At 68.8% G+C, this 22228-nt stretch carries 18 protein-coding genes and 1 pseudogene; 11 read left to right on the top strand and 8 right to left on the bottom strand.

What is annotated here, in order from left to right; translation table 11 throughout:
- The 7 genes and pseudogenes from BSZ36_RS19695 to BSZ36_RS08445 form a co-directional block, all read left to right on the top strand.
- Positions 1–589 (top strand): annotated as a pseudogene (locus BSZ36_RS19695) (hypothetical protein); the annotation flags it as partial.
- A gap of 116 nt (positions 590–705) precedes the next feature.
- On the top strand, positions 706–1047 hold the full coding sequence (locus tag BSZ36_RS08420; protein ID WP_218827612.1) for a YbaB/EbfC family nucleoid-associated protein: 342 nt from the start codon (positions 706–708) through the stop codon (positions 1045–1047).
- 58 nt (positions 1048–1105) lie between these two features.
- Positions 1106–1789 (top strand): recombination mediator RecR, encoded by a 684-nt coding sequence (locus BSZ36_RS08425; RefSeq protein WP_094547846.1) that lies wholly within the window; start codon positions 1106–1108, stop codon positions 1787–1789.
- 4 nt (positions 1790–1793) lie between these two features.
- Entirely contained in the window at positions 1794–3740 is a 1947-nt protein-coding gene (locus tag BSZ36_RS08430; protein WP_094547848.1) for a TonB-dependent receptor plug domain-containing protein, read from the top strand.
- Between the two features lie 72 nt (positions 3741–3812).
- Entirely contained in the window at positions 3813–4382 is a 570-nt protein-coding gene (locus tag BSZ36_RS08435) for an LOG family protein (protein WP_094547850.1), read from the top strand.
- A gap of 90 nt (positions 4383–4472) precedes the next feature.
- The gene (locus BSZ36_RS08440) at positions 4473–6128 is read left to right on the top strand and encodes an ABC transporter permease (RefSeq protein ID WP_094547852.1); all 1656 of its coding nucleotides are present in this window, start codon (positions 4473–4475) and stop codon (positions 6126–6128) included.
- Between the two features lie 126 nt (positions 6129–6254).
- Positions 6255–7403 (top strand): saccharopine dehydrogenase family protein, encoded by a 1149-nt coding sequence (locus tag BSZ36_RS08445; protein ID WP_094547854.1) that lies wholly within the window; start codon positions 6255–6257, stop codon positions 7401–7403.
- Here BSZ36_RS08445 and BSZ36_RS08450 read toward each other — a convergent pair whose 3' ends face one another.
- On the bottom strand, positions 7404–8063 hold the full coding sequence (locus tag BSZ36_RS08450) for an SDR family NAD(P)-dependent oxidoreductase (RefSeq protein WP_094547856.1): 660 nt from the start codon (positions 8061–8063) through the stop codon (positions 7404–7406). It abuts the gene before it with no gap.
- Between the two features lie 28 nt (positions 8064–8091).
- Complete coding sequence (locus tag BSZ36_RS08455) at positions 8092–8550, bottom strand: YybH family protein (protein ID WP_094547858.1); 459 nt, start codon at positions 8548–8550, stop codon at positions 8092–8094.
- 483 nt (positions 8551–9033) lie between these two features.
- Here BSZ36_RS08455 and sov point away from each other — a divergent pair, with 483 nt between their 5' ends.
- Genes sov through BSZ36_RS08470 form a run of 3 tightly spaced genes read left to right on the top strand, consistent with a single transcriptional unit; the run spans position 9034 to position 18174 of the window.
- A complete protein-coding gene (sov, locus tag BSZ36_RS08460; protein ID WP_179271096.1) occupies positions 9034–16914 on the top strand; it encodes a T9SS outer membrane translocon Sov/SprA in 7881 nt (2626 codons plus the stop codon).
- Positions 16915–16963: 49 nt separating this feature from the next.
- Positions 16964–17767, top strand: a complete 804-nt coding sequence (gene lipB, locus BSZ36_RS08465; RefSeq protein WP_094547862.1) for a lipoyl(octanoyl) transferase LipB — start codon at positions 16964–16966, stop codon at positions 17765–17767.
- Positions 17768–17823: 56 nt separating this feature from the next.
- Positions 17824–18174, top strand: coding sequence for a hypothetical protein (locus tag BSZ36_RS08470; protein WP_094547864.1), 351 nt, complete (start codon positions 17824–17826; stop codon positions 18172–18174).
- 130 nt (positions 18175–18304) lie between these two features.
- Here BSZ36_RS08470 and BSZ36_RS08475 read toward each other — a convergent pair whose 3' ends face one another.
- From BSZ36_RS08475 to BSZ36_RS08495, 5 genes are read right to left on the bottom strand one after another with little or no spacing between them, the layout of a single operon-like run.
- Positions 18305–18661, bottom strand: a complete 357-nt coding sequence (locus tag BSZ36_RS08475) for a DUF423 domain-containing protein (RefSeq protein WP_094547866.1) — start codon at positions 18659–18661, stop codon at positions 18305–18307.
- A 14-nt stretch (positions 18662–18675) separates the two neighbouring features.
- The gene (locus tag BSZ36_RS08480; RefSeq protein WP_218827614.1) at positions 18676–19158 is read right to left on the bottom strand and encodes a hypothetical protein; all 483 of its coding nucleotides are present in this window, start codon (positions 19156–19158) and stop codon (positions 18676–18678) included.
- Positions 19159–19178: 20 nt separating this feature from the next.
- On the bottom strand, positions 19179–19634 hold the full coding sequence (rsfS, locus tag BSZ36_RS08485; protein ID WP_094547868.1) for a ribosome silencing factor: 456 nt from the start codon (positions 19632–19634) through the stop codon (positions 19179–19181).
- A gap of 7 nt (positions 19635–19641) precedes the next feature.
- Positions 19642–20121, bottom strand: a complete 480-nt coding sequence (locus tag BSZ36_RS08490; RefSeq protein ID WP_179271097.1) for a LytR C-terminal domain-containing protein — start codon at positions 20119–20121, stop codon at positions 19642–19644.
- Between the two features lie 4 nt (positions 20122–20125).
- A complete protein-coding gene (locus BSZ36_RS08495; protein ID WP_094547872.1) occupies positions 20126–20701 on the bottom strand; it encodes a hypothetical protein in 576 nt (191 codons plus the stop codon).
- A gap of 164 nt (positions 20702–20865) precedes the next feature.
- Between BSZ36_RS08495 and BSZ36_RS08500 the strand changes: the two genes are divergently transcribed.
- Positions 20866–21597, top strand: coding sequence for a GH25 family lysozyme (locus tag BSZ36_RS08500; RefSeq protein ID WP_094547874.1), 732 nt, complete (start codon positions 20866–20868; stop codon positions 21595–21597).
- 119 nt (positions 21598–21716) lie between these two features.
- On the opposite strand, the gene BSZ36_RS08505 is transcribed toward BSZ36_RS08500, so the two are convergent.
- Positions 21717–22211, bottom strand: a complete 495-nt coding sequence (locus BSZ36_RS08505) for a hypothetical protein (protein WP_094547876.1) — start codon at positions 22209–22211, stop codon at positions 21717–21719.
- Between the last annotated feature and the right edge of the window lie 17 nt (positions 22212–22228).

The raw sequence follows: 22228 nt of genomic DNA on the forward strand, positions 1-22228 counted from the left end.
GGGCGGCATCCCCACCCCGCCTCTAGCGCCCAGGCCCGTCGTCCCGCCCTCCGGGAGCCCGCCGCCAGAGGCGGCGCCAAAGCCGGCCCCGGCTGTGGGGAGCACACTCTTCGGCCGCCCAGCGCTCGCGCGCCGTCCCAGTTCGGGCGACGGCGCCAGCGGCCCGGCGTCGCTCGCGGCGCCGACGCCTGCCGAGGCGCCAGAGGACCCGCACTTCGGCATCTCCATCCCGCGGGCCCGTGAGGTGTGGCCGCAACTCGTCACGCGCGTCCGCGCCGAGCGCGGCATGAGCTTGTTCTCGATGATCGCGAGCGCGAAGCCGGAGCGCATCCACCGGGGCGCGCTAGAGGTGAGCGTCTCCAACAGCCTTGCTCAGGGCTCTCTCCAGAACGAGGTGGACTTCCTCTCCGAGATCCTGTCCGGCCTCGCGGGTCAGCCAACGCCGCTCCGGTTCGTGGTCTCGCAGGCCGAACGCCGGGAAACCGTCGCCGCGGACGACCCGTTCGAAAAGCTCAAACAACTCCGCCAGACGGACCCGGTTGTGCAGGCTCTCTTCGAGAAGCTCGGCGCCGAGATCGTCTGGAACTAGACATCAGGACGCCGCGATGGCGGACGGCCGCGCATACCGCCTTTGGCGTGAACGCGGCTGACACGCACCTCTCGCGGCCTTCCCACCCCCACGAAACGATGGACGGAACCCCGAACATGGCCGATCTCTTCGGCAAGATGGCCGACATGCAGAAGCGCATGGCGGATACCCAAGCGCGCCTCGCCGAGGAGAAAGTGACCGCGGAAGCCGGCGGCGGCATGGTGGCCGTGACCGCAGACGGCACGGGCCGCATTGTCTCGATCAAGATCGAGAAAACGGTCGTGGACCCGGAAGACACCGAGATGCTCGAAGACCTCGTCGTCGCGGGCGTGAACAAGGCGCTCGAAGAGGCCGAAGGCATCAAGCAGCGCAAGATGCAGGAGGCCGCGTCCACGATGCTCCCTCCCGGCCTGGACCTCGGCGCGATGGGCGGCGGCGGCGGTTTCCCCGGACTCTAGCCTCTGGCGACACGGCGCTGTCACCGGCGCACCCTACCCTCGGGTTTTGCCCGTCCCTATGACTCACACGAGCGAAACCGTCGAAGCCCTCGTCGAGCAGTTGAGCAAGCTGCCCACGATCGGGAGAAAGACCGCGAACCGGCTGGCCGCGTACATACTCAAGATGTCGCGCGAGGAAGTCGTCGAGATCGCCAAGGCGATGGTGGCGGCCAAAGACCGCGTGGTGACGTGCCAAGTGTGCTTCAACGTGGCGGACTACAGCCCGTGCCCCATCTGCGCCTCGCACCGCCGCGACCGCTCCGTCGTGTGCGTCGTGGAGGACCCGAGCGACGTGTTCGCATTGGAGCGGACGGGCGACTTCCGCGGCCTCTACCACGTTCTCGGCGGCGTGATCTCGCCGCTGGACGGCGTCGGCCCAAACGACCTCCGCGTGCGCGAGCTTGTCGGGCGCATCTCCGGCAAGCCCGATCTCACGACCGCCTCTGGCGAGGTCGCGGAAACGGCGGAGGCGTACGACGAATCGGGCGTGCAGCCGCCAGAGGCCGTTCCGGTCGAGGAAGTCATCCTCGCGCTCAACCCCAACGTGGAAGGCGACACCACGGCCGTGTACATCGGCCAGTTGCTGGACGCGTTCGACGTCAAGGTGACGCGCATCGCCAGAGGCCTCCCCATCGGCGGCGACCTGGAGTTCGCGGACGAGGCGACGCTGAGCCGCGCGCTCGAAGGACGAAGCGGGCTGTAAGCACATGCGCCGAGCGTGGGTGGGATGGCCTCTGGCGGCGTTGCTCTGCGCCGCCGCGCCTCAGGCGCAGGTGATCCCGGACTCGCTGTGGCAGCAGGAGTTGGAAGGTATCGGTGTACGACCGGGCGCGGTGAACACCGTCCCGGCGGTTGGTGGCGCATCGGTCCGGCAGGTTCCGCTCAGCGGCACGCCAGCGGGTCCGCAGTCGGTCGCGGAAGTGGCGCGGCAGGTGCCGTCGGCGCACGTGCAGACCAATTCTCGCGGCGAGGCCCTCGTGTACCTCCGCGGATCGGGCGAGCGCCAGCTAGTCGTCACGCTGGATGGCGCGCCCCTGACGATTTCCTGGGATCGCCGCGCCGACCTCGGCTTGATTCCGACGGGCGCGCTGGACCGAATCGTCGTGGCCACAGGCACGCCTTCGGTCGCGTGGGGGCCCAACGCGCTGGGCGGCGCGGTGGATCTGGTTTCGCGCCGGGCCTCTGGCGAAGGCACGCTAACGGAAGCGAGCCTCGCGGGCGGCGTGCCAGGAACGGGCCGCGCGAGCGCGGTACGCGTCGCCAGAGGCGGGCCATGGAGCGCCACGCTTGCCGTCGAGGCCGGGGCCCGCGCGGGAGACGCCGTGGCCACTGGCGCTTCGCTCCCGTTTAGCCAGGAGCCGGGCGCGCTCCGTACCAACACCGACCGCGCGCTCGGCAGCGGACTCGCGCGGCTGGAGTGGGCGCCAGAGGCCTCGCAGTCCGTGGCTCTCACGCTGTTCCACGCCTCCGCCCAGAAGGGCGTCGCGCCCGAGGGCCACCTCGATCCAGCAACGGAAAGCGTGCGCTACTGGCGCCTCCCGCGCTGGCGCCAGAGCCTCGCCGTTCTCAACGCGCGAGCCGACGCGCGCCTCTGGCGCGTGCGCGGGACCGCGTGGGCGGGAGCGTTCGCGCAGACCATCCGCCAGTTCGACCGTGCGGACTACCAAACCGTAGGCGCAGAGCAACGCGACGCCGATGCGAGCGGCGGACTCCGCGCACTGGCCGAGTTTCCACGCGCCTGGGGCGTGATCCGCGCCACGACGTTCGGCGAGATCGCCGAGCACGTCCAGACCGAAACCGGCGAGCCGCGCGAGCGCTTCCGCCACGCGACGGGCAGCGTGGGCCTGGAAGTCGAAACCGAGGGCCGCGTCCGCTTCGCTGCTGGCACCGCGCTGGACGGCATGGCGCCTCTGGCGACGGGCGCGCGTCCCGAGGCCGGACCGTTCGGCGACCTCGCGCTCCACGCCGGCGCGGTCTGGGACGTAGCGCCAGAGGCCCGGCTCCGGATCGGCGGTGGGCGGAAAACGCGCTTCCCGTCCATGCGCGAGCTGTTCGGCGGCGCGCTGGGTCGTTTCGCTCTCAACCCCGACCTGCGTCCCGAGCAGGCGTGGTTGGCCGAGGTCGGAGCCGACCTGACCTCGGGGCCTCTGACGGGCTCGCTCGTCGCCTTTGTGCGCGACGTGAGCGGCACCATCGAGCAGGTGAGCCTAGCTGACGGCCGGCACCAGAGGCAGAACCTCGGCGGCTCCACAGCCTTCGGCGTGGAAGCCACGGCCGACTGGCGCGCCTTTGGCGCCGTCCGAATCGAGGCCGCGCTCACGCTCGTGCGCCAGAGGACAGACGCAGGTGAAAGGCTGACGGAACGGCCCGGCGCGCTGGGCCGGGTGGGCGTCGATGTCGCCAGGGGCCTCTGGCGCGGACGCGCGTGGGCCGACGGCGTGGGCGGCGTGGTCTCGCCAGTTCCGGGCGGACGCATAGACCTGCCCGGCGCGGTCGTGCTCTCGGCCGAACTCGCGCGGCAGTGGAGCGCAGGGGGTGCGCTACTCGAAACGTCGGTCCGGGTGGACAACCTCGCGGACGCTGTGCTCGTGCCGCAGGCCGGGCTTCCGGCGCCTGGCCGTAGCGCGTCCGCCGGTGTGCGCGTGCTGTTCTAGACGCCCCGGATCTTCTCGCGCCACGCGCCAGAGGCGCTGTTCCTGGCGCACCGCCGCGGTAGTTTTGGCGCCATGCCGATCTCCCGTGTTTGTGTTTTCTGCGGCTCGCGTCCCGGCGCCCGCCCCTCCTATGCCGACGCCGCCCGCGAGATGGGCAGCGCGCTCGCCGCCAGAGGCCTCGGTCTGGTCAACGGCGGCGGCCGTGTCGGCCTGATGGGCATCACGTCCGACGCGGTGCTCGACGGCGGCGGCGAGGCCATCGGCGTGATGCCGCAGGCGCTTATCGACCGCGAGGTGGGACACCGCGAGATGACCACGCTGCACGTCGTGGAGACAATGCACGAGCGCAAAGCGCTGATGGCCTCGCTCTCGGACGCGTTCGTCGCGATGCCCGGCGGCATCGGCACCCTTGAAGAGCTGTTCGAGGTCTGGACGTGGTCCGTGCTCGGCATCCATGCCAAGCCTGTCGGCCTACTCAACGTGGACGGGTACTACGACGACCTCTTGCGCTTTCTGGACGGCGCCGTGGAGCAGGGCTTTTTCCACCCCCAGCACCGGGCCCGCCTTGTCAGCGCGACGTCGCCAGAGGCGCTGCTGGACCAACTCGCCTCTGGCGACGTGCCCGCCGCCGGGAACCAGTAGCCGAGCCCACGCAACCTCTGGCGCCAGAGGCATGCCGGGGTCACGCGCCCTTCTTCCCGCCGTCGCCGCTACGCTTCCTCACCCCTCCCCATGATTCTGAGCCGCCGCGCCGCGTGGGCGATCGCCGTCCCGGTCGTGCTGATCCTGCTGGGCTACGTCGTGTGGCCGAACGTCGCCACGTTCCGGTTGGGGCTGGATGCGCAGGTCTTCGCGGACCTCTTCGGAAGCTGGAGCGCGGCGGGTACGCGCGCTCTCGTCAACTCGGTCGGCGTGTCGCTCGCGACCGTTCTCGGGGCGGGCCTCGTCGGCGTGGGGCTCGCGTGGGCGCTGTACCGCGTCCAGCTTCCCGCCAGAGGCCTGCTCGCCGGCGCGGCGGCGCTGCCTCTGGCGCTGCCGCCGCTCGTGGGCGTGCTCGCGTTCGTGTTCCTCTACGGCGAGGGCGGGATGCTGCCACGCGGGCTCCAAGCGCTGTTGGGGCTGGACCAAGCGCCCTTCGGCTTCGCGGGGCTCGCGGCCGTGATCGCGGTCCACGTGTACGTGTTCCAGGTGTACTTCTACCTCTTCGCCGGCGCCGCCCTGCGCGATCTGGACGGCGCGCTCCTGGACGCCAGCGCCGACCTCGGGGCCTCTGGCGGGCGCACGTTCCGCCGCGTGGTTCTCCCACACCTCCGGCCGTCGCTCGTGGGCGCGAGTCTGCTCGTGTTCATGCTCTCGATGGCGTCGTTTACCGCGCCGCTGCTCTTTGCCGAGGCCGAGCCGTTTCTGACGACGCAGATCTACCAGTTCAAGCTCAACGGTGCGATGGACCGCGCGGCAAGCGTCTCGGTCGTGCTGACGGGCATCTGCCTGCTCTTTCTGCTCCTTGCCGAGCGCGGCGGTAGTCTCGGCGCCAGAGGCTCGGCCAAGGGCGTAGGGCGCGCACCTCGGCCTCTGGCGAGCCGGGGCGCACGCGTGGCGGCGGGCGCGGGCGTGGGTCTCGCGCTGGTCGTGCTCCTTCTGCCCATCGCGACGGTCGTGCTGCTCTCGTTCGTGCAAGAGGGAAGCTGGACCACCCAGGCCTTCCCGACAGACTTCACGCTCGACAACTACGCCGCCCTCGCGAGCGACCCGGCCGTCGCAGCCCCGGTCCGGAACTCGCTCTGGATGGCGGGCCTCGCAACGGCCGCCAACGTCGTCTTCGGCATCGGCGCTGCGCTCGCCATCCAGAGCAAGTGGGTGCGGGGCCGCGGCGCGATCCGCGCGCTCAGCCTCCTCCCCTTCGCGATCCCCGGGACCGTCATCGCGCTCGGCCTCATCGTGCAGTTCGACGAGCCGAGCGTGCTCGCCGGCGGCGCCGTGCTTGTCGGGACGGTGTGGCTCTTGCCTCTGGCGTACTTCGTGCGCCACGTGCCGCTCGTGGTGCGGAGCACGCAAGCGGCGCTCGAAGGCTTCGACGGGCGCCTCGCCGAAGCCTCCGCCGACCTTGGGGCCTCTGGCGGGCGCACGTTCCGCCGCATCGTCTGGCCCGCGATTCTGCCGGGCGTGCTCGCGGGCGCGTTGCTCACACTCGTGACCGCACTCGGCGAGTTCGTGGCCTCCATCCTCCTCTACGTCTACGCCAACCGCTCCATCTCCGTCGAGGTGTTCTCCCAACTCCGCGAGTACGACCTGGGCGCGGCCGCGGCGTACAGCGTCCTGCTGATGGCCCTCGTCGCCGTCGCCGTCGGCCTCGCGCGGTGGATGGGCGGAACGCTCCGCGCCACCTAGCCTCTGGCGCCAGAGGCCGGCCGCGCCCGGGGCTCACACAGCTTTCGCCAGAGGTCATCGGTAAGCGCTTACACCGTCAGAACCCAGCCGTACCTTCGGGTTTCACTCGGCGCCCCACCCGTCCGTATGAAAATCACCGTTATCGGCGCAGGCACCATCGGCACCGCCGTCGCGCACGACCTGTGCCGCCGCCCTGGCATGACGCGCGTGCAGGTCTGCGAGGCCCGCCCCGTCGTCCTCCGCGCGCTGCGCCAGAAAGAAGCCCACCCGCTGCTCCGCACCTACGAGGCGGACGCGCGCGACACGCCAACGCTGGAGCCCATTTTTACGGGCAGTTCCGTTGTCGTCTCGTGCGTCGGGCCGGAGCACAGCCCGAGGCTTGCGAGGCTCGCCGTTAAAGCGGGCGCGCACTTCGTCGACCTCGGCGGTCCGCTCAACGACCCCGACCTCGCCGAGCGCGCGGCCTCTCGTGGCAAATGGATTGTGACCGGCGCCGGGCTCGGCCCGGGCTTGGTCAACGTGCTCGTGATGGAGGCGCTGGACACGTTCCCCGAGGCCAACCGCGTCCGCGTGCTCGTGGGAGACGTGCCCGCCCACCCGAGCCCGCCGTTCAACCACCGGCTCGCGCACTCAGCGGAAAAACTGTTGGACGACTACACCAGCAGCGTCAGCGTCGTGCGGAACGGGTCGGTCGAGATGCGCGAGCCGCTCACGGGCGTCGAACTCGTGGACATCGACGACTTTGGCAAGATGGAGGCCTTCTACGCAGGCGCGGGACTGGGCGCGCTCGCGGGGCGCCTCGCCGGCCGCCTCGACAGCCTCGATGTCAAGGTCCTGCGCTACCCCGGCCACGCTGAGCAGATGCGCTTTCTCCTCGACCTCGGCATGGCGGACTCGACCGTTCTCGACGTGCGCACCCACCTCACCTACCGCGACGTGCTCGTCCGCCGGTTGCGCCAGAGGCTCGGCGGCGCCTACGAGGACGCCGTCATCCTCCGCGTCGACGCCGACCGCGTGACCTCTGGCGAGAGCGAGCGGCACACGATCCGCCTGGTGGACTGCTGGGACGAGGCCACGGGCTTGAGCGCGATGCAGCGGTGCACCGCCTTCCCGGCGGCCAGCGTCGCTGCGCACCTCGCAACCGAGGCTCCAACGGGAGGCGGCCACGAGAGCCTGGAGAACGTGCTCCCCGCCGAGATCCTTCTCGCGGACCTCGCCGAGCGCGGCATCACGATCGAGCGCCGCGGCGTGCAGCCCTTGGCGGAGGTCGCGTAGCTACCCGTTGCCGTAAGCGCGGAGGACCGATCCGGAGTGGACCGGTCCGGCGTCGCCGCACAGCCGCGTGCACAGTTCGGCGAGCGCCTCGGCGCTCACGCCAGAGGCGTTGCTGTCCTCGCCGCCGAACAGGATCATCGACGGCGCGACGGCGACGGCCGCGATCTCCGGGTGCTCCGCAGCGGTCGCCTCCACCAACCGGATCACGCCCGCTTTGGACGCCGCGTAGGCCGCCTGCTGCGCCGGAGCCGCATCGGCGCCCTGCCGCGACGCGATGGCGACGATCCGCCCTCCGTCCATGCGCCGCGCCGCCTCGCGGGCGCACAAGAACGCGCTCGTGAGGTTGAGCCGCATCACGCGCTCCCACGCCTCCAATGTGGTCTCCGCCAGAGGCGCCCCGTCCCACATCCCGACGGTGTGGACCAGTCCCCAGACCGGCCCCATCTCGCTCCCAACAGCATCGAACGCGTCCTGAACGGCGCGCTCGTCCGTGACATCGGTCGCCCAGCCTCTGGCACCGTCCGGGAGCGCCTCTGGCGCCGTCCGGTCGAGCGCGGCGACGCGCGCGCCAGCGGCCGCGAGGTGCCGCACGACGACGGAGCCCAGGCGCCCACCGGCGCCGGTAACGATGACGATGCGGCCGGAGAGAGAGTCTGACATAAGGCGTGAGGGATGCCGCCAGAGGCGTTTATTCGGACGAGGTGTGGTCGTGGACGACGAGCCAGCCCTCGTCGGTGTTCTGCAAGAGGAGCGAAAAGAGCCCCGTCGGCGCGTCCTCGCCACGCGTCAGGCGCCAGCGGCCAAAGGCGAGGGCGTGCGTGGCGGAAAGCGGGCGCACCTCGATCTCCTCGAACGACAACGTCCCCATCGCCGACCGGTCCGGGTAGCCGCGCTTGTACGCGTAGAAGCTTTCCTCCCAGCCACGCCGCATTGAGCCGCCGGAGAGGAACATGAGGGTGTCCGTCCGGGCGTAGCCGTCCATGAAGCCGCGGATCGAGCCCTCGTTCCAGGCCGCCACTTGCGTGTCGAGGGTTTGCATCACGCCCTCTCGGACGGCGTCGGCGTTCATCCCCGCCTCTGGCGGTGTGGACCCGCACGCGCTGAGGCCGAGCGCGAGCAGAAGGGCGAGAGCAAAACGAGCGAGCATGTGGGCAATCAGGAGTGAGCCTGGAGACTACGCCCGTGCGCCTCGTCTGTCACGCCAGAGGCCACCTCATCCTGCGCTGAGACCGCTTAGCGGAGCGCCGCGTATTCGCCAGAGGCTCCGTGCCCACTCAAACGGTGGGGAGGCCGCGGCGGACGTTTGGGTACCACGCGGAGACGCGGTGGAATCGGGGCCGCCCGGATGGCGACGCCGTTTCCCCCTTGTCGCCCGCCCCGCCCGCCGGGTAGCTTCAGCCTCCCGATACGAGATCCTCGAACCTCGCGTTCCCGCTCTCGACGAGACACCCCAAGGCCCCTTCCCCCGTCGCCGCTGCTGCTTCCGCTACGCTTTCCGTATTGCCTCCCGTGACTGCGAGCCATCTGGCCGCGTCGGAGAGGCGTGCCCTTTCGAGCAGCCCACCCCCGCCTCGTGCGAGCGACTGACCGACCCGCCTCCTCTCCCCTGCGACACCTCGGCCTTCTAGGCTTGTTGGCAGCGGCAGGGTTCCTCGTTCTGCTTGTCCGCGCAGGCACCCTCGAGGCCGAGCCCGGCCGCGGCTTCTGGGCGCAGCCGCTGGCGCCAGAGGCCGTCCGCGCGGACACGGACACCGTCGTGGTCCAGCCCGGCCCCGTCCGCATCGACACGACCGACGCGGATTCGACGACGCGGGCGGAGTACCTCCTCCCCTCGTTGCCGCGCGACAACTACTACGCGGTCCCTGTCGAGCGCTTGGTGCCATCCTTGTTGGGCGGCTCGATCCGCGCGCGCCAGCAGCTCGTGGAGCTGGACTCTTCCCTTCTCCAGTATGAGGTCCGGGAAACCGTTGGGGGCCGCGATATCCGCACGCCCGTCCAGCTCTCGCTTCAGGAGTACCTCGCCGCTCAGCAGGGCGTCAACATCCAGGATGGCTTCCGCTCGCTCGCCGCGAGCCGCCTGCAACGCCAGCAGCGCCGCGCAGGCGTCGGGATCAACATCGACATTCCTGGCGGCAACCAGTCCGCCTTCCGGACCATTTTCGGCAAGAACGAGGTGGACCTCCGCGTGACGGGTAACTCCACGCTGGACCTCGGCGTCGGCTACGACCAGAACGCCATCCAACAGGCGAGAACCGGCCAAGACGGAAGCTTTGCGCCTGACTTCGGGCAGGAGCTCAACCTCAACGTAGCCGGCACCATCGGCGACAAGCTGCGGATCAACGTCAACTACGACACGCAGAGCCAGTTCGACTTCGAGAACCAGGTCTCCCTCGTCTACACCGGCTACGAGGACGACATCGTGCAGAAGGTGGAGGCCGGCAACGTCTTCCTCCAGACGCCCTCCGAACTGATCCGCGGCGGGCAACGCTTGTTCGGGCTGCGGACGGACCTCCAGTTCGGCCCTCTTTCCATCACGGGTGTCGCTAGCCAGCAGGACGCGGAAAGCGATGCGGTGGTGATCGAAGGCGGCTCGCAGTCCACGCCCATCTCGCTCTCGCCTACGCGGTACGAGAACGACACCCACTTCTTCCTCGGCTTCGCGTTCTACAACTGGTGGAACGCAGCGCACCGGGACCCCAGCGTGCCCTCGCCGCCCCCGGGCTTTAGCCAGATCACCAACCTCGAGGTCTGGGTCCAGGACGCACAAGCGCAGAGCACGGTCAACACCAATGACCCCGTAATCCTCGGCGTCGGCCTCGTCGACCTCGGCGAGCCCGTGGGCGTGCTCGCCGGTGGCCGCGCCTACCTCGACGCCGTTGGCGAGGTGGCGCCGTTGCCGTCGCCAGAGGCCGACCAATACTCCCAGGCGCAGCTAGACTTTATCCGCACGCGGACGAGCGAGGTGAACTTCGAGGAGGACTACGGCCTCACCGTCGGCGAATCCGTCCAGGGGAAGTGGCGTCAGCTCCGGCCCGGAACGGACTTCACCCTTGACGAACGCCTCGGATGGATCTCCCTGACGGGCGCGCTCGGACCGGAGGACGCCCTCGCGGTGACGTATCAGTACCGCCGCGCCGACGGGACGTCCGTCACCATCGGTGACTTCGGCAACCACAGCACCGATACAAACCCAGCAACGGGCGAGCGCTCGCGGCTCAAGCTCCTCCGTGGGCGCGCCACCAACGTCACTGAGGCCCCGTGGGACCTCACGATGCGCAACATCTACCGCGTCGGCGGCCGGTCCATCAACCCGCGGGACTTCACGCTGGACATCACCTACGAGCCACCGGGCAACACCGCGCAGTTCACGCTCCCCGGCATCCAGATCTCCGATGGGCTCACCATTCTCGCCGCGCTCGGCCTCGACCGCACCGCCGATGGCGGCATCCCCCGCCGTGACGACCGCTTTGACTTCCGCTCGGGCTACACCATCGACGCCCAGAACGGCCGCATCATCTTCCCCGTCCGCGAGCCCTTCGGCCGCTACATCGAGGGCCTCTTGCGCGATGGGCTCTACGTCAGCGGCGAAACGCTCAGCATCCAGATCGACGGGGGGTACGACGCCGTCGCGCAAGACCTCGTCTTCAACCGGCTGTACGAGCTGAAGCCAGCCGTCGCCGAGCGCGAGTTGAACAAGGTGCGTCGGTACAACATCGGCGGCGAGTACAAAAGCGCGTCTCAGTCCGTCTTCAACGTCGGCTTCGGCCTCGTCGAGGGCTCCGTTACAGTGACCTCTGGCGGGACGGCGCTCATTGAGGGCCAGGACTACGTCGTCAACGAGACCGCGGGAACCGTCGAGATCCGCAACCCGATCTATCTCGCCCCGGGGCAGCAGATCCGCGTCGAGGTCGAAAAGAACAAGCTGTTCTCCATCGGCAGCAAAACCCTCGTCGGACTCCGCAGCGACTACCGCATCAGCGAGAACGCCGGCTTTGGCGCTACGTGGATGCGCCTCGCGGAGCGTCCCCTGAACGACAAATTCCGCATCGGCGAGGAAGCGCTCGAGAACACCATCTTTGGCGTCGATGGCGGCGTCACGTTCGAGCCCCGGTGGGTCACGCGGGCGCTTGATGCGTTGCCCTTGATCCAGACGCGCGCGCCATCTTCCCTCGAGTTCCGCGGGGAGTACGCGCAGTTCTCCCCCGGCCACCCGGAGACGTTCGCCTTCCGCCAGGTGCAGCGGGACCTTGCCGACCTGGATCGCTCGCTTTCCGAGGACGAGTCGCGAGGCATCTCGTCAATCGACGACTTCGAGCAAGCCGAAACGGTCAACACCGCCCTGGAGCAGGCCTTCGGATGGCGGATCGCGGCTCCCCCTCGTGGCTCCGGTCCGATGAACGGGGAAGGGACGGTCCCCTACGAGCGCGGAGTTACCCGCATCAACGACCCGCGCCTGGCGACAAACTGGAGAGGCCTGTTCGGCTGGTACTCCATTTCCAACCAGGGCTACGACCGGCTCACCGAGCAGCTCGGCGGGCTGCCTGTGGCCTCGCAGCGCGTCTACCCCCAGGACCTCTACGACCGGCAGTTCACGGCCGCTGAAGAGAGCCAGCCGCTGAACCTACTGGACGTCTACTTCGACCCCGCGCGCCGCGGACCCTACAACTACAACCGCGAGCTCGCCAGCACGTACGCCTCGGACCCGGCCTCGGCATGGGGCGGCATGATTCAGAGCATCGACGCCGCGTACTCGGACTTCGATGGCGCCAACACGATCGAGTCCATCGAGTTTCTCGTCGCGCCGCTGGGCGGGCGCGACGGGTCTGAGCCGATCAACCAGGGTGCGGTCCTCAACTTCGACCTCGGCATCCTGAACGAGGACACGCTCCCCAACGGCTCGCTCAACTCGGAGGACGGCATCTCTGAGTCCAACCCCGACGCCAACGAACTCGATGAGTGGAGCCGCCTGATCGATGGCATCTCGGAAGGCAACGTGGACTTCTACGAGGACACGGGCCGTACAGAAGACCTCGGCATCGACGGTCTGGCCTCGCGCAGAGACCTCGTGGCCCCTGGCGGCACGCCCTACGCGTTCGCCGAAGCGGACTTGCCTGGCGTCGCTGAATTTCTCGATGCCCTTCCCGACGGCCCGGAGCGTCGGCGCGCCGAGCAGGACCCCGCCGGCGACGACTACCACCACTTCCGTGAAACGTACTTCGACGACGGCAACTTCTTCGTGGGCCGCGCCACCGCGCAGGAACGCTACGCGCAGTACTTCTCCGGCAGCGAGCTCAACAACGACGTCCCCCGCGGAAAAATCCTCCCCGACGAGGAAAAGGGCATCTCGCAGATCCCCTCTACGGAGGACATCGACGACAGCTTTACGGCCACGCGCCAGGCGGAGGAGCAGTTCTACCGCTACTCCCTCCCCCTCGATGAAGGCGGCCTCCGCAGCAGCCCGTTCTTTACCGGCAGCACCATCGAGACCAACGGCGCGACGTGGTACCTGATTCGGATCCCGGTCCGAAGCGAGACCCGGCAGGACTTCGGCGGAAGCCTCGCCAACGTTCAGATGGCCCGGATGTGGACGACCGGGCACCAGAAGCCCGTCACGCTCCGCTTCGCGACGCTAGAGCTCGTCGGCAGCCAGTGGCAGAAGTCCACCGACGTGGGCATCACCGAGGACGGGGCCTCTGGCGGGAGCGACCCCGAGCTCTTCATTGCGTCGGTCAACACAGACGAGAACCCGACCGAGTACCTGCCGCCGGTGAGCGCGTTGCGGCCGGTCAACCGGGACATCTCCGGCTCGGCCCGAGACGCGCGCGAGCAGTCCCTCGTGTTCCGCGTGGAGGATCTCGGCGAAGGCCAGTCGCGCGCGCTGTACAAACCGTTCTCCACCAACCGGCTCGACCTCACGAAGTACTCCAACGTGCGGATGTTCTTGCACGGCGAGGGCTTCGAGGCCCGCGACGACGTGCGCGTCTTCCTGCGCCTTGGCGCGGACGAGACCGAGAACTACTACGAGATCGAGCAGCCGCTCTACCCGTCCTCTAGCGAGAACCTCCTGGAAGCCTTCGGCAACGGGGAGGAGTTCATCGACGCCACCCGGGCCGCGGACTACCTCTGGCAGACCAACGCCTGCCCGGGCGGAGACGACCCCGAAGGTGACGACCCGACCACGCGCGCGGACTGCTCCGACGACCAGCGAGCCGACCTCAACTCGATCAACATCGTGCTGAGCGAGCTCAACAAGCTCAAGGTCTCCCGCGACGCCTCTGGCGTGGCCACCAACGTCCGCTACACCGAGGACCGGACGCCAGAGGGCGCCGCCCCCGGCGCGAGGCTCTCCATCATCGGGACGCCCTCCATCCAGTCCGTCTCCAACGTGGTGATCGGCGTGCGGAACGGCGACAACGGGGACCCCGTGCCTCTGGCGGAGGTCGAGGTGTGGTTCAACGAACTGCGCGTTTCCGGGTACGACGAAGGTGGAGGCGCGAGCGCGTTCCTCACCGCGCAGGCTCGCCTCGCCGACGTGGCCAACGCGACCGCCCGCGTCTCGCTCAGCCAGGACGGCTTCGGTGGCCTGAGCGCAGGCCTGGGAGATCGGGACTTCGTGGACCGCTTCGGCATCACGCTCTCCTCCACGTTCAACGCCCACAAGCTGCTCCCCGAGCGGTACGGGTGGAACGCCCCCGTCCAGGTCTCCTACACCGAGAACCAGACGACGCCCCGCTTCGACCCGACGAACAGCGACATCCGCATCGACGACCTCGCGGACCAGACGCTCGCCAACGAAAACCTCCCCGAACCAGAGCGCCGCATCCAGGCCGACTCGATCCGGTCGGCGGCTCAGACCGTCTCGCGGCAGCGCACGCTCCGCATTCCGCTCAGCAAGACGGGCAGCCGCTCGCCGTGGCTGAAGTACTCGCTGGACGCCCTCAACCTCTCGTACACGAACGCCGCGCAAGAGGCCCGCAGCCCGCGGCTCTCGGTCAGCAACTCCGACAACTGGCGCGTGGACGCGAGCTACCGGCTGACCGTACCGAAGCCGAAAACGGTCCGCCCCTTCTGGTTCACCTCTGGCGTGCCGCTGCTCGGCAGCGCGCTGGAAGGGCTGCGCATGAACCTCCTCCCGCGCTCGCTCTCGTTCTCCACGAACGCGGGCCGGACGGTCTCGGTCAGCCGCGAGAGGCCGCGGGCAAACGACCTGGACGAGCCGGAGATCATCAACGACTTCCTCTACCCGCGCCGCGTCACGCACGACTTCGGCCACACGCGGGCGTTCAACCTCCAGTACGAGCTTTTCCCGTTCCTGACGACGACGTACGGCTCCAACTCCACGCAAAGCCTAGACCTCGCGGGCGTGGACGAGCGGTTCGCGATCCTCGCGAGAGACACCTCGGGCTACTTCGGTGACCCGGGCCGCATCGAGCAGTTCGAGATCAGCCGCGCGGAGGCGTTGACGCCGGGCAGCGAGTTGTGGCAGCGCTTCGGCATTACGCGTGCCTCGCAGTTGGACTCGCTCCAGATCCTGGGCGGCACGACGCCACAGCTCACGGTCCTCCCATGGGCCGAGGCCGTCGGTGCGACGCTCTCGGGCGACCGCCGCCTGCTCACCGACCGCTACGACCAGACCTTCTCTTCCACGTTCCGCATTTCGACGCGCAACGTGAAGTGGCTGGCCTGGATCCAGCCGCAGGCCATCGGCCTGTCCTCCTCGTACGCGTGGGACTTCCAGCCCATCACCGGGTTCGAAGACCAGACCATCGCGGGCGTGGGCAGCCAGTTGCAGATGCAGACCGGGCTCAAGCTGCGCCCCCGCGAGTTCTGGCGCCTCTTCCCCTTCTACCGCTCCCTGGAGGACGCGGATCGCAAAGCAAAGCAGGCCTCGGACCAGCGCCGCCGCGAGCGCGAGACGGCCCGCGAGGCCCGCCGCGCGGAACGCGAGCGAGAGCGTGAAGCCGCTCGCGCCGCCCGCGAGGCGGCAGCCGAGGCCGCAGCCGCTGGCGAAGCCGGCGGGGACGACACCGAGCCTCTGGCGCCAGAGGCCGCACCTTCTGGTCTGCCCGTACCGGCCGGCGCCCCCGCGCCCCCCGTGGGCGCGAGACCGACGGAGAACACCGTCGCGCCAGAGGCCGCCGGATCGGTCGCGCTGAATGACGAGGAGGACGCGGAGCCCCGCCGTCCGCTCATCAACGTGGGCGGCATCGGGCGGCGGCTGTTCCTGGCCGTGACCGGCTTCGAGGACGTGCAGGTGAACTACCGCGGGGCGCTGAGCTCCACGGCCAACGGCATCGTCGGCGACGGGTTCAGCCTGCTCGCGGCGCTCACCGGCGACGCCCCGCCACTCGGTTACCGGCTGGGCTTGAACCGGCGCCTGCCGCTGGACTCCCGCCTCTCAGACCCCAACGTGACGCTCCAGCTCCAGGACGTGCTGGGCAACAGCCACGACTTGGACGGGCGGACCACGCTGCAGCTCTCGCAGAGCCTGCGCGTCTCGCTCAACGCGTCCACGAAGTGGGACTCCAACGACATCTACCCGCTGGAGCGCACGGCCGACGAGGTGATCGAGCGGGACCGCATCCGCACCGGCTCTAGCCAGTCCACCGTTCTCGCCCTCGGCCGGGACTACACGTCGCTGTTGAACCGCCACATCGAGCGCTTCCAGAACGACGTGGACGGCGCCTCTGGCGGAGGCCCGGTCGCCTCGGCCGTCGGCTCCGCCAGCGGCCTGGCGGAGGACTTCAACGCGACGTTTGCGAACGGGCTCGGTCGGTTCGGCCCGGATGGCCTCTTCGCGATCCCCATCCCGAGTTGGGAAGTCAACTGGACCGGGCTGAGCCGCTGGCCCCTGTTCGAGCGATTTACGCAGCAGGTCACGATCCAGCACGGCTACTTCGCGTCCAGCCAAACCACGTTCGAGTCCGTCGCCAATTCTGGGGAGCCTCAAACGCGCGACGTGGCCGGCGTGCTGCTGGTCGAACCGCAGACCGAGGTGGAGCCGCGCACGCTCGTCGTCAACGAACGCTTTCAGCCCCTGATCGGCGTCCGCGTCGGCTGGAAGGGTGGCCTGAGCACGGAGTTGACCTACAACCGCAGCCGGGTGCTGACGCTCCAGCCGCTCAACGCGTCGCTGACGCAGAAGAAGGTCAGCGACATCCAGGGCAACGTGACGTTTACAAAGACGGGCTTCCGGCTCCCCCTCTTCAACCGCCTGCGCAACACGGTCCGGTTTACGCTTACCGCGTCCCTCACGGACGACGTCACCGACAACCAGTTCATCCTCAACGACCTGGAGGACACCCTCAACGGGGACGGCGTGGAGGCCCGGTCCGGCGTGGCGTTTAAACGCGTGTCCATCTGGCCGCGCGTGGGCTACCAGATCTCGAACCGCGTCAACATGGACGTGTTCTTCCGCTACGAGCGGAGCATCAGCGAGAACAGCCGCGCCAGCCCGAGCATCGCGAGCTACGACGGCGGCGTTACGCTCCGCATCTCGTTCTCGAACTAATTCCCCTCTGGCGCCCGGCTCGCCTCTGGCGCCAGAGGCCGCTCCCTCCATGCCTGCACCGACCCTCCTCTGCGACCTCGGCCGGATGGGCTACCGCGAGGCCTGGGACCTCCAGGCGGCGCTCCAGTCGCGCCTGATCGAGGCCAAGCGTGGCGAGCAGACAGACGCGCTGCCGCCCCACGTGCTCTTGCTCGTAGAGCACCCGCCCGTGTTCACGCTCGGCAAGAGCGGCGACGCCGCCAACCTCCTCGCCTCTGGCGACGCCCTCGCCGCCAGAGGCGCGACGTTCGTGGAGACCGACCGGGGTGGCGACATCACCTTCCACGGACCGGGCCAGGTCGTCGCCTATCCCATCCTTGACCTCGACCGCCTCTCGAACCTCGAGGGCGAACCGATGCGGGACCTCCACCGCTTTCTCCGCGAGATGGAGGAGGCCGTGATCCGCACGTGCGCGGACTGGAACGTCGTCGCGGACCGCGTGCCGGGACGGACGGGCGTATGGGTGGGGCCAGACGCCAGAGGCGACGAGCGAAAGGTCTGCGCGATGGGCGTCCGGTGCAGCCGCTGGGTGACCATGCACGGGCTGGCGCTCAACGTGACCACGGACTTGGACTGGTTTGGCCTGATCGTCCCATGTGGCATCGACGACCGCGGCGTGACCTCGCTCGCGCGCGAGGCCTCTGGCGGTGGCCCTAGGTCCCATGGTGACGGAGTCTCGCCAGAGGTCGTATCGCAACAACTCGTCGGGCACCTCGCGGCGCGGCTGGGCTTGGACCTCCGCTCGGTGGAGCGCGCGGAGCTCGAAACCTGGGCACGAGGCCGTAAAAACTCCGCGCCTTCCACGGCCGCCTGAGTCCAAGCGGCGCCCCACCCGTATCATCGGCGACCCCTCCCCACACAGATCCCTCCATGTTCAACGTCGACCAGTTCGCACGCCAGTTGCTCATCGAAGCCCTCTTCTACGATGAGGAGTACGGCGCCCTCGGCAACGTCAGCCTTATCGACCCCGAGAGCGTGCGCGAGAAGTACCTCGCCTCCTACGACCCCGAGCGCGACACCTTCCTGATCGAGGAAGCGGTCGAGTGGGAAGACCTCGACGCCGACGAGGACGGCGAGATCGACTACGCCCTCGCCGTGGACGGCAAGGAGTTCGGCACTTACGAGACGCCAGAGGACGCCGCCGACCAGCTCCTGGCTCTCGCCCGCGAGCACTCGCTCGCCCCGAGCTTTATGATCCTCTTCGACGAGGAGGCTGGCTAAGGCCTCTCGCGATCAGCTCTCAGGGAGTCCGTTTCGGCGGGCTCCCTTTTTTTTGTCGTTCAACCACACGCACTGGGGTGCCGCCTGCGCCAGAGGCCATGTCGAGTGGAGCCTTGGGCCTGGCGCTTTTCTACGCCTCTGGCGTCCGCCACGCTGTCCAGGCAAGGGCCAGCCAGCCCGAGATGAACGCCACGCCCCCAATCGGCGCGACGGCGCCGAGAATGGGCATCTCCAGCAGGACGAGGAGGTACAGGCTGCCTGAGAACAGAACCGTCCCCACCACGAAAAGCACCCCGGATGCGCGTGCGCGCCACCCTGACCGGATCGCGAGTGCCACCACGGCCAGCGCAACGGCGTGAGCGAGGTGGTAGGACGATGCCGTGCGCCACGTCGCGAGGCGCTCTGGCGAGACCGCATCGGCCAGCCCGTGTGCGCCGAACGCGCCTAGCGCGACGGCGAGCGCTCCGCTCACGCCAGCGGCCACCATCCACGTGCGAGCGGTCACGGAGCCTCTGGCGCGAGTTCGCGGATGCGGAACGAGACCGGGGACCCGTTGACCTTCAGCGTGTAGGAGCCCGGGCCATACGTCCCCTCCAACGGGAGGTAGAACCGGAAGGGCCGGATCACCTGAGCACATGCGCGGCCTCTCGGCTGGCGCGTGGTCAGTTCTACGTCGATCAGGTGACCGCGCCGCATCTGGACGGCGTCCTCCAACCGGGAGCACGCGTCTGGAAGGGTGCCCTTGAGCAGCACCTCAACCGAGACCGGAGCTTCTGGCGTCGTGGCGGAGCGCTCTGGACGGACGGCGATGGAATCCAGAACGGCCGGATAGATCAGGACCCGGACCACGCTGTCGGCCGGAGTCAGCAGCATCGTCTCCCGCCCGTCGGGCGCGACGCCGGGGTAGCGATGCCCAAACCGCTCGTCGCCCGAGGCCTCCGACGCGCCCCCACTGCCGCCGCAGGCGGAGCAGAGGGCCAGCACGAACAGGAGCAGCGCCGTTCTCACTCTGCCGACGTGTCCTCGCCTGTGCCTTCGAGCAGCGCGACCGTCTCCGCGTCTTCAGCGACGGTCTCGGACGGGGCATCGCCCCAGAGACGTTCCAGGTCGTAGTGCTCGCGGGCCTCTGGCGTAAAGATGTGGACGGCGAGGTCGAAGTAGTCCAGCACGATCCAGCTGCTGGAGCCGGCCTGGCCCTCGCGGTGCGCGGGGCGCTCGTTGGCCTGCTCGCGGATCGCCATGACGATCCCCTCGGTAACGGCTTTGATCTGGAGGTCGCTTTCCCCCGTCGCGATCACGAAGTAGTCGACCTCGCCAGAGATGCCGCGGAGGTCCATGACCGTCACGTCTACCGCCTTCTTGTCCAGCGCGGCCTCAATCGCGATGCGGGCGAGGTCACGCCCGAGAGTGGGGCCTTCACGTTTGGAACGGGTCGATCGAGTAGAAGAGGCGGTCTCCATACAAAAGTCAGTCTGTAGAGTCGGAAGAAAGGGCTCGGAAAGGAGCAAGGCGGGTGTAGTCCGCGCCGATATACACTGCGACGTCGGGGTCGTACTCCGCCAGAGGCCCGGGCGCGGTCACGCGGTCGTCCGGGACGCCGAGCGCAGCGGCTACGCGCTGGGCGTACGTATCGGTCCCGGCGCGGACCTCCACGGCGGTCTCTTCACGCAGCGGCGCGTTCCCCACCTCGACCACGTCGAAGCCGCGGCGGCGCAGAAAGGCGGTCGCCTCGCGGCCAAGCCCGTCCACGCCGACGGCGTTTCGGACCTCCACCTGGATAGGGTCCGCTCCCGGCTCGGCCCCCAACGTGATCTCGGCGTCCCGGGTCGGCGTAGTCCGCGGCGCGAACGTGCGCGTGAGGAGGCCGTAGAGCAGGACTGCAACCAGAAGCCCAACGCCGACGAGCGCGGCGTTCAGCAGAACATCAACAATCCGCGGTCGGGCCAATGCGCTACTGATCCGCTGCGTCGCGGAAGAACAGGTTGCCGCTGGCGCCAGAGGACGCGTTCAAGCCGAAGCCCTGGCCGTACATGCCATACCCCTGAGAGCAGCCGCCCTGATAGCCATACGTGCACGCCGAGCCGTACGGCGTCTGGCGAACCTGCAGGCGGATCATCGAGTTCTCGGTCGGGCGGTAGGCCAGCTCCGCGTTCTGGAGGTAGATCTTGGCCGGGTTGTCGGCGGAAAAGCCCGCCGCGTTCGCGAGAGAGCCGACGGCGCCATGCGCGAGGCCGACATCGACACGGGCCGCGAGCCGGTTGCTGGGCTGCCACTGAAGGGACGTGGTGTACGTGCCGAGCCCGAGATCGCCGTAGGCGCCCGTCTGGTACCCGTACTGGTAGCTCTGGCTGAGCTTGAGCGTCTGCGCGTTGAAGAGCCCCGCGAGCGAGAGCGTCGGAGCCTCTGGCGAGGCGATCACCTCGACGGGTGCCTGGCGGCCAGGCACGTTGGCCTGGAGTTGCGCCGAAGCGGGTGCGGCCACGAGAAGAGCGAGGCCGAGGGCGGTGGTCAGGACGGCAGTACGCATGCGCAGAGGTGAGGCGGAACGTGCAGGATAGACCTGCGGGCGGATAGCGTCAACTCAACGCGGCGTGCCCCAGGAGAGTGCCCGTCGCGCCGCACTTTTATGGCGTAGGCCTCCGCGCGGCGCGCGCTCCCCGAACGCCGCGGCCTCTGGCGCGATCTTGCGTCATGCTGAAGCGCCTCTCCCCTTACCTGCTCTTCGCCACCGTGCTCTTGGTGGGCTTCACGGCCCTCGGGTACTGGCTCGTTTCCACCGGCCGGTGGACGCCTGCAAACCCCAGCGAAGCCGCCTACCCCATCCGAGGCATCGACGTCTCGCGCCATCAGGGCACGATCAACTGGGACGCCGTCGCGGCCTCTGGCGTCGACTTCGTCTACATGAAGGCGACTGAGGGCGGGGACTGGACCGACCCCGAGTTCGTGGGCAACTGGAACGAGGCGGGCCGCGTCGGCCTCGCCAGAGGCGTCTACCACTTTTTTACGTTCTGCCGCGACGCAGACGAGCAGGCCGCACACGCGCTCGCCACCCAGCCGCCAGAGGCCGAGCTGCCCTTCGTCGTGGACGTGGAGTACGGCGGCAACTGCGAGGGCTTCGAATCGGTCGAACACGTCCGCGCCTCGCTGGACCGCTTCATGGACATCGTGACCGACTCGATCGGCTACGATCCCGCGATCTACGCCGTCCACTCCTCCTACCCGGACTTTATCGAGGGGCGCTACCTCGGCAGTCCGCTCTGGCTCCAGCACGTGCTCTGGAAGCCGTCGGCCGAGGGCGACCGCACGTGGTCCATCTGGCAGTATTCGGTTACCGGCACCGTTCCTGGCATCGAAGGGCCCGTGGACCTTAACGTGTTCAACGGGGACAGCACGGCGTTCGCGGCGTTCCAGGTCAGCCCGTAGGCTCGCCTCTGTCACGTTCTGGGCGAGAGTTGGGCCTCTGGCGCCAGAGGCAGATACAAAACCGGGCCGCCCTCACTTGGAGGACGGCCCGGAAGGTCCAGACAGGTCTGGAGCGGTCGCTACGCGTCAGTGCCGGTCAGCATCGCGCCGCCCTCGCTGAGGAGGGTGCCGAGCTGCATCAGGCCGTCTTGCGAGGAGGAGCTGGCGCCAGCGGCCGCAGCCGTGGTCAGCTCGCCGAGGCGGACGAGCGTCTCGCCGATCTCCGCCCCGTCGAGGGTGTCCTCCTGGAGCTCGTCGCGGAGCTCTTCGAGGTTGTCGGTGATCTCCTCCGCGCCCTCGAAGCCGGCACCTTCGAGCTTGGCGATCCAGCCGTTGATGTTGTCCACGGCCGCCGCCGCAGGGATGTTGGTCAGGCCGCTCTGAAGCGTGGTGACGGTGCTCGCGACATCCACTTCGGGCGCGTCAGCGGGGACGCCGGGCTCGGGGTTGATGGGGGCGATCTCGTTGTCGGTGACCTCCTCCATCTGGTTCTCTGCAACGGTATCGTTGTCCGAGCAGGCGACGAGTGAGAACGAGAGGAGAAGCGCGAGGAGCGCAGTCGTGCGTGTAAACATGGTGTCTCTGGGTGTGA

It is taken from the genome of Rubricoccus marinus, assembly GCF_002257665.1.
Classification (GTDB): domain Bacteria; phylum Bacteroidota; class Rhodothermia; order Rhodothermales; family Rubricoccaceae; genus Rubricoccus; species Rubricoccus marinus.